Consider the following 12,022-nt stretch of genomic DNA (forward strand, 5'->3'; position numbering starts at 1 on the left):
CGCTCAGGCGGCGGCCAGTTTTTTCAGGATGCGCCGCCGCGCCATGCGCGCGGTGGTGGTCCAGCCAAGCTGGTACCAGCGCCAGGTCATGATGATGCCGCGCGCCCATTCGTCGGCGATGTAGCCGATCCAGATACCCGGCAGACCCATGCCGAAATGCACCCCCAGCAGCCAGGACAGACCGGCGCCGAACACGAAGTTCGAGACCACGCTGAACTTCACCGGGAAGCGCACGTCGCCTGCCGCGCGCAATCCGCCCATCAGCACCACATTGAGGCAGCGCCCGGGCTCCAGCAGCAATTCGAGGATCACGATGGTGGTGATCAGGCTCACCAACTGCGGGTCGTTCGCCAGCCAGCCGATGGCGGCCGGCGTGATGAAGCAGCTGGCCATTGCACCGGCGACGGTGATGCCCATCGCAATCCACAGGGTTCGCCACAGCGTGGCGTTGGCCTCCTTGAGCTTGCCGGCGCCGACCAGGTGACCAATGATGATTTCCGAGCCGAAACCCAGCGACACCATGTACATCGTTACCCAGCTTGCCGCCTGCATGCCGTACGCGTGCGAAGCCAGGGCACTGGTGCCCATACCGGCCGCCATCGACACTGTCATCAGGAAGGCGACCCGGAAGGCTATCTTCTCTCCCGCACTGGGCAGGCCGATATGCAGGATGCCGGAGAGTGGTCCGCGTGCCAGCCGGAACAGATCCACAGGCGCCAGCCGGATATGCAGACGCCGCAGCCACAGCATGCCGAGCAGGGCGATCACGACCACGCGCGAGAGCACCTGCCCCCAGCCCAGCCCCATCAGCCCTTGTGCCGGGATGCCGGCAAAACCGAAGACCAGCGGAAAGCTGATGGTGACCTGCAGGACGTTCATCGCCATCGTCAGGCGCATCGAATCCTTGGTGAAGGTATAGGCGCGGAGCACCGAGACCATGGTGATGAAAATGGAATCCAGCGCCAGCCCTGCTCCGATAAGGACGAAGAAGGGAATGGCCAGCTCGAACAGCTCCGGTGGCAGGCGCAGCACCTTGAGTGCCTGCGCAGGCGCAAAACCCACCAGGGCCATCGCGATCAGGCCTGTCCACACCGAAGCGGCCAGTCCGGCGCGCGCTACATCGCGCGCGCCAGCATCATCACCGCCGCCCTTGTGCTGGGTCACCACCACACTGGTACCGATGCCGACCACGCGGAACAGCCTGTCGAAGATACCGCGCAACTGATTGGCCAGGCCATACACCGCCACGGCCGGGGTGGATACGTGGCCGGCCATCCATAGCCCCAGCGTGCCAATGGCCATCATCAGCAATTGTTCAATGAACATTGGCCAGGTGATGGCGAACAGATCGAGTTTGTTTTTATGCTTCATGGGTGAGTAAAGAAGGAGGGCGATGGCGCGCGCGACGCAGTTGCTGGTCGGAGGAAAAACCTGCGATTTCGGCTGCCCGCACCCGGCTTGCACCCTGCTTGATGGCGCGTTCGGCAACGGTCAGACGGATATTGCGCAGGTAATCGAGTGGCGAGACCCCGGTATGTTGCGAAAAGATTCGCGTCAGATGGCGAGGCGACACGCAGCCGGCCGCGGCCATGGTTGTGATGTTCCACGGCTGTTGCGGGTCGGCACAAATCGCATCCTGCACACGATGCACTGCTGCATGCAGGTGGTTGCGGTGGGCGAGAAAAGGAGAAAGTTCCGGGTCCAGCGGTCCTCGCCGCAGGTAAACCACCATGCTTTGCGCCACTCTGGCGGCGCAGGCGGGGTCGATGTGCCGGGCTATCAGATGCAGGGCCAGGTCGATGCCCGCTGTCACACCGGCACTGCTGGCAACGCAGCCGTCCTCCACGAAAACATGGTTTTCGAGCACTTCTGCGCGCGGAGCCAGCGCGCGCAGACGCTCTATCTGCCCGTGGTGAGTCGTGCAGCGGCGTCCGTCGAGCAGGCCGGCCGCTGCTGCATACAGTGCGCCCGCGCAGATCGTGATGACCTGTTGCAGATTCGGTTTGACGGCCTGGCGCAGCCAGCTGACGATGCTCCTGTTCTCTTTGTCGGCACCCACGCCAAGATCTCTCGCCCAGCCTCCCGGCAAGACGATCCAGGCGTTGTCTGGCAGCACCCCGGGCAGCGCTTCCAGCCCGGCGAACTGCAGACCGACCGACGATTTTCCGCAGGCGTGTGGCGCGACAAAATGCATATCGAAGCGCGCCGTTTCGCCTCGCTTGATGAGCTCCTGATTGGCAAAGCGCAAGGCGTCGGCCGGCCCTGCCACATCGAGCAGCAGACAGTCCGGCATCATCACGAAATAGACCGGGATGGTCTCAGGCAAACAGGCTCTCCTGGGCGCGCTGCAAGGCTTGTGTCACGGTGGTGATGGTAGCAAAACGCCCGGCCAGCACTGTTTCCGTATGGCGGTAGATATCGGCCGGGCTGAGCGTTTCGTTGCTGAGCGGATGCTGCATGGCGAAGGTCAGTGTCGCTTCGGTTATGAAGTCCACGCGGAAGCCTTCATCGCTGGCGTGGCGCGCTGTCGTTTCGCAGCATTGCTCGGTGCGGATGCCCGCAATCATAAGCCGGCTGATCTCCTGCTGGTGCAGCCAGGAGACAAGATTCGTGCCCACCAGCGAGCTGTGGCGCGATTTGTGCAATTCGATGGCCGGTAACCATTGGGCGAACTCTTTCATGCAGCGCACATGAGGCGAGGTTGGCGAGAACGGGCTGTCGGCTGGAGCATCGAACGGTGCGTGAAGAATCCGTACCAGCGGAATGCCCTGCGCTGCGCATCCGTCGAGCAGGGCCGAAGCCCGCTCGACGAAGCGGGGCAGCTCAGCCTCGCTCCAGAAAGGCCGCTGACGGAACGATTCCTGAACGTCGATGAATATGAGTGCGGATTTCATGACTGGGTCTCCTGTAACGGGAGCGTTCATTTTTGCTTTTGCGGGGCGCGCTCGCCATCCTTCAAAAGACGGCTTCCGGTCAAAAACGGCCATTAAGGCAACTGGCGCAGCCGCTGTGATGGGGCTACGCTTGGCATGGACTCATTCGTATCGTCTTGGGGGAAATCATGAAAAGTTGCGTGCTGGTTTGTGGGACCGCTTTGAGCCTGCTGAGCGGAGCAATTTGTGCCCAGAATTTCGACATGCCCAAGCGCAAGCCGGGGCAATGGGAAATCAAGATGGAGTCCGCCATGATGCGCGGCATGGTGACGACCATGGAGCAGTGCATCGACGAGAAAACGGATGCCGAACTGCAGAAACAGAGCATGCAGGGGCAGGGCAAGAATGACTGCAAGCTGACGTCCAGCAAGAAGACGGCCAGCGGCTGGGAATTCGATACCGTCTGCAAGCAGGAGCAGACCACCATGACGGCGCATTCGGTGATGAGTGGCGATTTCCAGAGCGCTTACCAGATGGATAACACCACGACCTTTACCCCGCCACTGCAGGGCATGAAGGAAATGAAGAGCACGATGAAGGTGCGTTATCTGGGCGCCTGCAAGGCTGACATGAAGCCGGGCGACATGACCGTGAATGGCATGAAGATCGGGCCGGCCGGAGCAGCCGGGCAGCCGAAGATGAGCCCGGAAGAGATGAAGAAGATGATGGAGGCCATGCAGAAAATGAAGCAGTGACGCGCCTCGGCCCTGCACCGCAAACGGCCCGCCTCTGCGGGCCGTTGTGTTTGCTGGGGTGTCAGCTTTGTTGCGGACTGACCTTGGCCAGCCAGTCGCCTTCCGGCGGGCGATGCAGACGCATCGCGGCGATCAGCTTTTCCGGGTCGTCCGAAACGTGCAACTGGTCCAGATGCACCTGCTTCACGAAACCGGCGTCCACCATGTGCCGGATCAAGCCCAGTAGTGGGTCGAAGAAACCGTTCACATTGAGCAGGCCGATCGGCTTGCGGTGAATGTGCAATTGCGCCCAGGTCATGATCTCGAAGAGCTCATCCATCGTCCCCAGCCCGCCGGGCAGGGCGACGAAGCCATGGGCGCGATTGGCCATGGCCGCCTTGCGCGTGTGCATCGAATCCACGATGACCATTTCGGTGGCAAACGGATGCGCCAGCTCGCGCTCGGCCATGAATTCCGGGATCACGCCATAGCTCTTGCCGCGATGGGCATGCGTGGCATCGGCCACCACGCCCATCAGGCCGACATGACCGCCGCCCCACACCAGCTCGATCTGATGCTCCGCCAGGGTCTGGCCAAAGGCCCGTGCAGCTTCGCGGAAGGCCGGGTTGTGGCCCGCAGAGGCACCACAGAAAACGCAGAGAGATTGCATCGTGGAGAGGCGCGCAGGAAAAAGGAGTGGGGAGCGTAGCGGCGCAGGTGCCGGGGCGCAAGTCTGATGATGGGTTGCCCGGATAAGCGCATGCGGCGGACCTCTCCGGCAGGCTTGCCCTGACAGGTCCGCCCCTTGCGGCTCGCCAGAGAGCCTGCCTGCAGAAGCCCGCCAGAAGCGGCTTCGCAGGAAGGGTACTGCGCGGGCTCAAGGCATCGGAAAACGGGCGCACAGCGCCTGTGTTTCGGTGGCGACCTGCGCGATCACGGCGTCGTCCAGCCCGGCGTCGACCACGCGGGCAATCCAGTCGGCGATGCGCCGGAACTCGGCCTCACGGAAGCCGCGGGTGGTCATGGACGGCGAGCCCAGACGCAGGCCGGACGGATTCTGCGGCGGCTGGTCGTCCCAGGGCACGGCGTTGTAGTTGGTGACCAGGCCGGCGCGATCCAGCGCTGCCGCCAGGGGCTTGCCGGCAATGCCCTTGTTGCGCAGGTCGACGAGCACCAGATGATTGTCGGTGCCGCCGGTCACGATCTCGAAGCCATGCTCGATCAGGCCCGCTGCCAGCGCGCGGGCGTTGGCCACACATTGCGCGGCGTAGTCCGCAAACTCGGGGCGCAGGGCTTCGTGCAGGGTGGTGGCGATGGCGGCGGTGATGGCGTTGTGCGGCCCGCCCTGCAGGCCGGGGAACACGGCCTTGTCGATTTTTGCGGCGTGCTCGGCGCGACACAGGATCATCGCGCCGCGCGGCCCGCGCAGTGATTTGTGGGTGGTGGTGGTAACCACGTCGGCATACGGCACCGGCGAGGGATGTGCGCCGCCAGCGACCAGCCCGGCAAAGTGGGCCATGTCCACCATCAGGATCGCGCCGACTTCATCGGCAATCGCCCGGAAGGCAGCGAAATCGAGCTGGCGCGAGTAGGCCGAGTGGCCGGCGATTAGCAACTTCGGGCGGTGTTGCAGGGCCAGTTCGCGGATGGTGGCGTAGTTGATCAGGCGGGTTTCCGGGTCGAGCCCGTAGTGCACCACGTTCCAGTACTTGCCGGTGATTGAAGCCTTCGAGCCATGCGTGAGGTGGCCGCCGTGGGCCAGTTGCATCGCCAGCACCGTGTCGCCCGGCTTGAGGAAAGCGAGGTAGATGGCGAGGTTGGCCGGCGAGCCTGAGTGCGGCTGCACATTCACATGCTCGGCGCCGAACAGCATCTTGGCGCGGGCGATGGCCACGCGCTCGACCTGATCAACCAGCTGCTGGCCTTCGTAATAACGCGCGCCGGGGTAGCCCTCTGAATACTGGTTGGTGATGCGCGAGGCACTGGCTTCGCGGACCGCAGCGGAGGCATAGTTTTCCGACGCGATCAGGCGGATCTTGTCGTGCTGGCGCGCGTCTTCGGCGGCAAGCAGGGCGGCGAGCTGCGGATCGGTGCTGGAGAGTGAAGCAGCTGCCGGAGTGGCAGTGATGACGGGATATTGCATGGCGACCTCCACAAGGAGAGTTCGCTGGTCAGGGCGGCGGCCGTTCAGGGGCGCATCCCGCTTGACCAGCAGGAAAGCGCCCAGACGCACGGCTTCTGCAGGCCTGAGCCTGCGTCCGCACTTCCTCGGGGTGTCGCCTCCCCTGCGGATCAGTCGATCCGGTTTGCGTCAGTCATGCGGATGGGCAGAGTGTGGCCGATGGCGCGGCGGGAGGCAAGGGGGCCGTGCTGACGCCGGGCGTTCCTGTTCAGCGACAAGGCAAGTGTCTGATTACACGGCGTCTGGCCGGAATGCAGGGGATGACTGTCGCCGTCAGGCGACGCCAGGAATTCGGGTGGATTTTTCAAGACATTGATTTGTAAGTGAATTGTTGTTTGGCACATGCCTTGCAATATGTGGAGCACCCCGCAGCCTGACGCGGGGCTCCCTCAATAACCAAAAGGAGTGCCCAATGTCTGATCAAGACTTTCGCAAGAACATCCGTGCCGTGCTGACCGTTTCGGCGTTCGCCCTGCTGACCGGCCCGGCCCTGGCGGCGAGTCTGGTGGCTTTGAATCAATCGGATTTCAAGGCGCTGGATGCCAATCAGGATGGCTATATCGACATGAAAGAGGCGGAAGCCATGCCGCAGCTGAAGGCGCTGATGAAAACGGCGGACAAGAATCGCGATGGTCGCCTGTCCGAAGCCGAGTTCCTAGCCATGGCGAAGGGCGAGGAGCCGCGCAGCTAGCCTTCGCAATCTGTGCTGGTGGCTCTCCGGTGCAACGGTATTGCCGTGGAGCCGCCTGCAGCGGCGCTGTCCAGCCTGCTCCGCGCCAGCGCAAGCGGGCATGCGGTGTTACGGGCAGCATGGCTGGAGAGGACCGCCCCATGCGGCTTGCAGGCAAATCGTTGGCGAAATAATCGCCAGCGCTGGGCGCCGGCGAGCAAGCGTGGGCGTTATTGCGTGATGATGCCCGCGCCGGCAGAGGCTTCGCTCGACGCGGTGCTTGAGCTTGCGCCGATGCACGAATTGGCTGCGCCTCCTTGGGATATGCCAATGCTGTTGCACGTCCAGTTGTGGTGGCCGTAAGTCCCGCCCGAACTCGAAACGAAGGCTTCGCTGTAACGATCACCTGCGACATGCGTTGCCACCCCCGACTTCCATTGCTGTAGCTTGATGCTCAGCGCCGTGATCCGGGCGTTTGCATCGGTCGTGACCTGGAAGTAGAAAACCCGCACGGAACTATCGGTGCTGGCGTAGGTGTTGATGCCGTCGGAGAAGGAGAAGGATTCCAGGCTGGCGCTGATGTCTTGATTGGTCAGGTTTGCGGCCAGGGGAGAGGCAGGCTTGAAGCTGCCGTTTACGCCCATTGTCGTGCTGTACAGTGAGCAGGTGCCGGCGCTGCAAAAGGTGTAATTGCTGACGGAGGTATATTGGCTGGCAACGCTGACAGTGCTTGCCGAGCCCGAAGTCGGGGGGATGCCGGAGCTGCTGCTGCCGGTGCCGCCATCACTGCCGCCGCCTCCGCCTCCGCAAGCGGTCAGCAACAGGCTGAGAAGGAGAGCGCTCAGGGCGGTTTTCAGGGTGTTCAGCGCGGTGTGCATGGCATTCCTTGAGCAAGGGGTGAGCTATCCGGGCTTCTGGCCCGGCGCGGGTCTGCAAACCGACCCTGTTTCGAGCGTGGATGTTAACCGCGGCAGCTCGGGCAGGGCAAGGTGAATTCCGCGGGCATTTTCCGTGTGTCGTTTGCCATGCCGCAGCATGGCAGGGACGGGCTCAGATCAGGTCGGCGTTGATGACGGTCTTGAGCACCGTCTGCAACTCGCCTTCGCGCTCGCGCAGCTGGAACCACCACAGCGCGCCCTTCTTGAACGACAGCGCGCTGTCGTCATCACGCAGCAGGATCGAGGCGACCTGACCGAGCGTGGGCTGATGGCCGACAACCAGCACGGCGCCGCCCACATCGGGCCAGCCAGCGGCGTCGAGCAGGCTCTGGGGCGTTGCGTCCAGCCCCACGGCGGGGCTGATTTCGTAGCTGTGGCCCCAGGCTTCGGCGGTCTGGCGTGTGCGCGTGGCCGGGCTGACAAGGATGCGCAGCTCGGCAGGCGCATGTGCATCAAGCCAGTGCGCCATGCGCTGGGATTGCTTCAGTCCGCGCGGGGTGAGGGTACGGGCATGGTCCGGACTGCCTTCGCCGGCATCGGCGTGTCTCCATAACAAAAGATCCACTTCATTCTCCTGGCGCAGAGGGCGCTGTAGGCCGGCTTCGGCCCGAACTACGGGACCGGCGTTTGCTCGGGTTGCGTCATTGCTTCAGCAACTTCGCACAGCGCGGCAGGATACGGTGGCGAAGTTTCAGGCTTGTTGCGGCCTGCCAGCCGGCGACAAAGGCTACAGCTTCGCCCAGGCATGGATCCTCGGTGGCCCAGGCGCTCAGGCGCGGCATGGCCTCAGTCAGATCGTGCAGCCGACCCAGTGCGGATTGCAGACGGGCCAGTTTTTCCAGCTGGCGCGCGTTGGATTTGGCTGGAAAGAGTGGTGCGAAACTCTCGGCCGCGTGGCGGATGCGTTTGATCGCGATGCGCAGGGCGTGCAGGCTGGCCGGGCTGCGTTCGGCTTGCGCCGTGGCCAGGCAGTCGCGCCCCTGTTGATAGAGTTTGAACAGGGCCTTGGCGGCCAGATCGGCCAGCTCCGGCTGCCTGGCTGGGGCGGGCAAGGCGTGTAGCGCACGGCTCAGGTTCAGCAAGGCGACTCCCGCACCGGGCGCGGCCAGCGCCTGCTTGACAGCTGCCGTAGCGGCGCTGGCTTCATGGCGGGCACGGGCCAGCAAGGGCGGCAGGCGGCGATCGGCATCGCCTTCACAGGCGGCGAGCAGGACGTCATCGTAGAGTACGCTCAGGTCGCGCGCAGTCGCCAGCTGGCGGGCTTGCGCGCCCAGCGCGGCGTGCCAGTGGGTGACGAAATCGGCCGGCAGCACCGGGGCGAAAATGCGGATCAGGCTGCGCAGCCGGCGCAGGGCAAGACGCAGCTGATGGATGAATTCCGGGTCATCGTGTTCAAGCGCGCCATGCTGATTGGCGGCCCAGACGGTAAGGGCCTGGAAAGCCGCGTCCGTAAAGGCTTGCAGGGGGGCTGTTTGCAGATCCGGGTGGAGCGCGGTTGCGCGGACAGGCTTGATGGTTTCGCCGCGAAACAGCGCATAGCCGCGTGCGGCCTTGCTCGGGTCATAGGGCAGCAGGGGCAGGCTGGCGGCCAGCTCACAGGCAATCGCCAGCAGGTCGTCGGCACTGCCGCTTTCCAGCTCCAGCTCCAGTTCGCTGATGGGGTCGTGACGCCCGTTCGCGCTGACTTCACCGCTGTCGATCATCGCCAGCACGCGCACGCCCTCGCGCGGCGTCAGCACAAAAGTCTCACGCCGGAAATGGGTGGTGAACAGCGGCACGATGGCGTCGCGATGTTTTTCAAGCAAGCGGCGCGGGGTTTCGGCATCGACGGCGGAAAAATCGAATTCCTCCGTGAAGGCCTGTTCCCATTCCGGCCGCGAGGACAGCCCGCCCAGCGACTCGGCCGCGCATTTCACCGTCTGCAGCCACTGCTTGCCGGCCTTGCGGGTGCGCAGCGCAACGCGTTTGGCCGACAAGGCCAGATCCGGCGTGTCGTAATAGGTGTTGATCAGGGGCTGCGCACGGCCGAGCCGCTCGGCCTTGAGCAGCAGCGGGTGGCGCAGGACCGCCGCGCGGGCGGCAGGCGGGAAGGCGAGCTTGAGTTCGATTTCGTTGGCCATGGCGAGGAGCCTGTAAGCAGAGGCCGCGAGTCTAGGCCAAAGCCTGGAGCTGCGCCATTCGGGCGACTGCGGGGGGCCGCAGGGCCGCCTCCCGCCTTGTTCTGCGGCATATCCGCCGGGAGAGCCTTGTCTGGCGGACTTCTCTGACATATACGGCTGAAGATCAAAGCCAGACGCGGCTTGCCGGGCCTCAGTCTGCTGCAATCCAGTGCCCGCTCTTGCCGCCTTCCTTCTCCAGCAGGCGCACGGATTCGATCACCATGCCACGATCCACGGCCTTGGCCATGTCATAGATGGTCAGCAGGGCCACGCTGGCGGCGGTCAAAGCCTCCATCTCCACGCCGGTGCGGCCCACGGTTTCGGCGGTGACGGCGCAGTCGATAGCGCTGGCTGTTTCGTCAATGCTGAATTCGACGGCCACACGGGTCAGCGGGATCGGATGGCACAGGGGGATGAGCTCCGAGGTGCGCTTGCTGCCCTGGATCGCGGCGATGCGGGCGATGCCCAGCACGTCGCCTTTTTTCGCGTTGCCACTGCGGATCATGGCCAAGGTTTCAGGCTGCATGCGGATGCGCCCGGTGGCCACGGCGCGGCGAGCGGTTTCAGTCTTGGCACCGACATCAACCATGTGGGCCTGGCCGTCAGTGTCGAAATGGGTGAATTCGGTGGTCATCGAGGTGGCCTGGTGGTGGCTCCGGCTTTGCTGGTTTTTACCCGGCAGAGCGGGGAGGGCTGTTGAACGAATCCTTGCGGGCATTATCATAGCCGGATGCATAGAATTCTTCCGATAATGCGGCGCGCGCTGGCAGGCGGGCTGATTCCCGTCCTGCTGCTGCAGTCGGTCGCAGCGCAGCAGTTGCCGGATCTGGGCGATCCGGCCCAGGCCTCCCTGACACCGGCGCAGGAAAAGCGCATTGCCGAGGAGGTGATGCGCGAAGTCCGCTTCCGCGAACCCAGCTATCTGGATGACCCCGAGGTGGAGGAGTACATCAGCTCCATCGGGCGCCGGCTGGTCGCCGGGGGCGTGCCGCAGAATCAGGACTATCAGTTTTTTGTGTTGCGCGATGCGACCATCAACGCCTTTGCCATGCCGGGCGGGGTGATCGGCATCCATACCGGGCTGATCGTGACCTCGCAGGCCGAGTCCGAACTGGCCGGGGTGATGGCCCACGAAATCGGTCACGTCGAGCAGCACCACATGGCGCGCATGCTCTCGCGTCAGGGCAACACGACGGCGATGCTGCTGGCGTCGATCCTGATTGCCGTGCTGGCCGGACGCAGCAGTCCGAATGCCGCAGGGGCGGTGCTGGCGGGCGGTCAGGCCGCCGCCATCCAGAGCCAGTTGAACTACTCGCGCGATTACGAGCGCGAGGCGGATCGTGTCGGCTTGCAGATCCTGAGCGCCGGCGGTTTTGATCCGCAAGGCATGCCGAATTTCTTCGAACGCATGTTTCAGCATACCCGGATCGTGGAGAACAATGCCCCGGCCTACCTGCGCACCCACCCGCTGACGCAGGACCGGATTGCCGACATCGCCGGCCGGGTGCGTCAGATGGGGGCCCGGCCGCAGACCGATTCCGTTGATTACGTGCTGGTGCGCGCCAAGATCGAGGCACTGCAATTCGGTCCGCAGAACGCGATTGCCCGCTTTTCTGCGCGCCCGGCCAAAACCGTGGCAGAGCAGGCCGCGCGCGGGTATGGTCTGGCGCGAGCCTGGCTGGCGGAGCACAAATTTGCCGAGGCACGCAAGGAGCTGACCCAGTTGCAGGCGCTCAAACTGGATACCTCGATGATCGCCATGCTTGCCGCGGACCTGGCCCGCGCCGAAGGTCGCCCCGACGAAGCCGCGCAGGCGTGTCATGCGGCGATTGCCCGCTACCCGGCGCGTCAATCCCTCGTATACTGCGAGGCCGAATCCTGGCTGGCAGCGGACAAGCCACAAGAGGCGCTGAAAGCCGTGGATGGTCCGTCGCGTTACAACCGCCAGGATTACCGCCTGTACATGCTGCAGGCCAAGGCCAACACCGCGATGGGGCGTGATACCCAGGCGCACCGCGCGCTGGCTGAAGCCTATCTGCTGCAAGGGGATCTGGGCGGCGCCATTGATCAGCTGGAACTCGCCCAGCGTGGTGGTGGCGGCGACTTCATCGAACAGGCCTCGATTGACGCGCGCCTGCGCGAATTGCGCGCTTACATGAGTGCGGAAATGAAAAACCGGGAGCGCTGAGACGCATCCCGGAGAAACAAGGGGAAAGAAGAGCATGGATTACTCCGATACCGAGCTGGATGTGCGCGGCCTCAAATGCCCGCTGCCCATCCTGCGCACCAAGAAGGCGCTGGCGGCGATGCAGTCCGGCCAGGTGCTCAAGGTGCTGGCCACCGACCCGAGTGCCGTGAAGGATTTCGAGGCCTTCACGCGCCAGACCGGCCACGAAATGATCAGCTCGACGACCGGCGAAGGCGAAGAACTCGTTTTCCTGCTGCGTCGCAAGTAAGGCGTACCCC

The 12,022-nt window shown here is 64.0% G+C and carries 13 protein-coding genes and 1 riboswitch; of the genes, 4 read left to right on the forward strand and 9 right to left on the reverse strand.

All coding sequences use genetic code 11. The annotated features are described in order from the left end of the window. Positions 1-3 precede the first annotated feature (3 nt). Genes Q9Q94_RS12260 through Q9Q94_RS12270 form a run of 3 tightly spaced genes read right to left on the reverse strand, consistent with a single transcriptional unit; the run spans position 4 to position 2,894 of the window. Complete coding sequence (locus Q9Q94_RS12260; protein ID WP_305980368.1) at positions 4-1,371, reverse strand: MATE family efflux transporter; 1,368 nt, start codon at positions 1,369-1,371, stop codon at positions 4-6. Then, positions 1,361-2,326 (reverse strand): GlxA family transcriptional regulator, encoded by a 966-nt coding sequence (locus Q9Q94_RS12265; RefSeq protein ID WP_305980369.1) that lies wholly within the window; start codon positions 2,324-2,326, stop codon positions 1,361-1,363. Before Q9Q94_RS12265 ends, Q9Q94_RS12260 begins: the two co-directional genes overlap by 11 nt. Continuing rightward, on the reverse strand, positions 2,319-2,894 hold the full coding sequence (locus Q9Q94_RS12270; protein WP_305980370.1) for a cysteine hydrolase family protein: 576 nt from the start codon (positions 2,892-2,894) through the stop codon (positions 2,319-2,321). Before Q9Q94_RS12270 ends, Q9Q94_RS12265 begins: the two co-directional genes overlap by 8 nt. Before the next feature lie 242 nt (positions 2,895-3,136). Between Q9Q94_RS12270 and Q9Q94_RS12275 the strand changes: the two genes are divergently transcribed. Further along, complete coding sequence (locus Q9Q94_RS12275; RefSeq protein ID WP_305980371.1) at positions 3,137-3,628, forward strand: DUF3617 family protein; 492 nt, start codon at positions 3,137-3,139, stop codon at positions 3,626-3,628. Between the two features lie 61 nt (positions 3,629-3,689). Here the strand turns inward: Q9Q94_RS12275 and Q9Q94_RS12280 are convergent, their stop codons facing one another. Together Q9Q94_RS12280 and glyA are read right to left on the reverse strand one after the other, a co-directional pair. Then, complete coding sequence (locus Q9Q94_RS12280; protein ID WP_305980372.1) at positions 3,690-4,277, reverse strand: TIGR00730 family Rossman fold protein; 588 nt, start codon at positions 4,275-4,277, stop codon at positions 3,690-3,692. Positions 4,278-4,484: 207 nt separating this feature from the next. Then, the gene (gene glyA / locus Q9Q94_RS12285) at positions 4,485-5,750 is read right to left on the reverse strand and encodes a serine hydroxymethyltransferase (protein WP_305980373.1); all 1,266 of its coding nucleotides are present in this window, start codon (positions 5,748-5,750) and stop codon (positions 4,485-4,487) included. A gap of 71 nt (positions 5,751-5,821) precedes the next feature. Then, positions 5,822-5,936: riboswitch (ZMP/ZTP riboswitch) on the reverse strand. A gap of 265 nt (positions 5,937-6,201) precedes the next feature. Between glyA and Q9Q94_RS12290 the strand changes: the two genes are divergently transcribed. After that, a complete protein-coding gene (locus tag Q9Q94_RS12290; protein WP_305980374.1) occupies positions 6,202-6,480 on the forward strand; it encodes an EF-hand domain-containing protein in 279 nt (92 codons plus the stop codon). Between the two features lie 209 nt (positions 6,481-6,689). Here the strand turns inward: Q9Q94_RS12290 and Q9Q94_RS12295 are convergent, their stop codons facing one another. The 4 genes from Q9Q94_RS12295 to moaC form a co-directional block, all read right to left on the reverse strand. After that, positions 6,690-7,337 carry a hypothetical protein gene (locus Q9Q94_RS12295; RefSeq protein ID WP_305980375.1) on the reverse strand — a complete coding sequence of 216 codons (648 nt, stop codon included), beginning with the start codon at positions 7,335-7,337 and terminating at the stop codon, positions 6,690-6,692. Positions 7,338-7,509: 172 nt separating this feature from the next. Further along, positions 7,510-7,962: a histidine phosphatase family protein gene (locus tag Q9Q94_RS12300; RefSeq protein WP_305980376.1), complete on the reverse strand. Its 453-nt coding sequence runs from the start codon at positions 7,960-7,962 to the stop codon at positions 7,510-7,512. Positions 7,963-8,038: 76 nt separating this feature from the next. Next, positions 8,039-9,517: a CYTH and CHAD domain-containing protein gene (locus Q9Q94_RS12305; RefSeq protein WP_305980377.1), complete on the reverse strand. Its 1,479-nt coding sequence runs from the start codon at positions 9,515-9,517 to the stop codon at positions 8,039-8,041. 190 nt (positions 9,518-9,707) lie between these two features. Continuing rightward, on the reverse strand, positions 9,708-10,190 hold the full coding sequence (gene moaC, locus Q9Q94_RS12310; protein WP_305980378.1) for a cyclic pyranopterin monophosphate synthase MoaC: 483 nt from the start codon (positions 10,188-10,190) through the stop codon (positions 9,708-9,710). A 96-nt stretch (positions 10,191-10,286) separates the two neighbouring features. Between moaC and Q9Q94_RS12315 the strand changes: the two genes are divergently transcribed. Together Q9Q94_RS12315 and Q9Q94_RS12320 are read left to right on the forward strand one after the other, a co-directional pair. Then, on the forward strand, positions 10,287-11,744 hold the full coding sequence (locus Q9Q94_RS12315) for a M48 family metalloprotease (protein ID WP_305980379.1): 1,458 nt from the start codon (positions 10,287-10,289) through the stop codon (positions 11,742-11,744). A gap of 34 nt (positions 11,745-11,778) precedes the next feature. Further along, positions 11,779-12,012, forward strand: a complete 234-nt coding sequence (locus Q9Q94_RS12320) for a sulfurtransferase TusA family protein (RefSeq protein ID WP_305980380.1) — start codon at positions 11,779-11,781, stop codon at positions 12,010-12,012. The last annotated feature ends 10 nt before the right edge of the window (positions 12,013-12,022 follow it).

Origin of the sequence: Uliginosibacterium sp. 31-16 (assembly GCF_030730865.1) — a bacterium.
Classification (GTDB): Bacteria; Pseudomonadota; Gammaproteobacteria; order Burkholderiales; family Rhodocyclaceae; genus Uliginosibacterium.

Bases quoted from the DNA above. Each gene is read 5' to 3' on its own strand.
- Q9Q94_RS12260 (WP_305980368.1), bottom strand. From the start codon at position 1,371: ATGAAGCATAAAAACAAACTCGATCTGTTCGCCATCACCTGGCCAATG.
- Q9Q94_RS12270 (WP_305980370.1), bottom strand. From the start codon at position 2,894: ATGAAATCCGCACTCATATTCATCGACGTTCAGGAATCGTTCCGTCAG.
- Q9Q94_RS12275 (WP_305980371.1), top strand. From the start codon at position 3,137: ATGCCCAAGCGCAAGCCGGGGCAATGGGAAATCAAGATGGAGTCCGCC.
- Q9Q94_RS12280 (WP_305980372.1), bottom strand. From the start codon at position 4,277: ATGCAATCTCTCTGCGTTTTCTGTGGTGCCTCTGCGGGCCACAACCCG.
- glyA (WP_305980373.1), bottom strand. From the start codon at position 5,750: ATGCAATATCCCGTCATCACTGCCACTCCGGCAGCTGCTTCACTCTCC.
- Q9Q94_RS12290 (WP_305980374.1), top strand. From the start codon at position 6,202: ATGTCTGATCAAGACTTTCGCAAGAACATCCGTGCCGTGCTGACCGTT.
- Q9Q94_RS12295 (WP_305980375.1), bottom strand. From the start codon at position 7,337: ATGCACACCGCGCTGAACACCCTGAAAACCGCCCTGAGCGCTCTCCTT.
- Q9Q94_RS12305 (WP_305980377.1), bottom strand. From the start codon at position 9,517: ATGGCCAACGAAATCGAACTCAAGCTCGCCTTCCCGCCTGCCGCCCGC.
- moaC (WP_305980378.1), bottom strand. From the start codon at position 10,190: ATGACCACCGAATTCACCCATTTCGACACTGACGGCCAGGCCCACATG.
- Q9Q94_RS12315 (WP_305980379.1), top strand. From the start codon at position 10,287: ATGCATAGAATTCTTCCGATAATGCGGCGCGCGCTGGCAGGCGGGCTG.
- Q9Q94_RS12320 (WP_305980380.1), top strand. From the start codon at position 11,779: ATGGATTACTCCGATACCGAGCTGGATGTGCGCGGCCTCAAATGCCCG.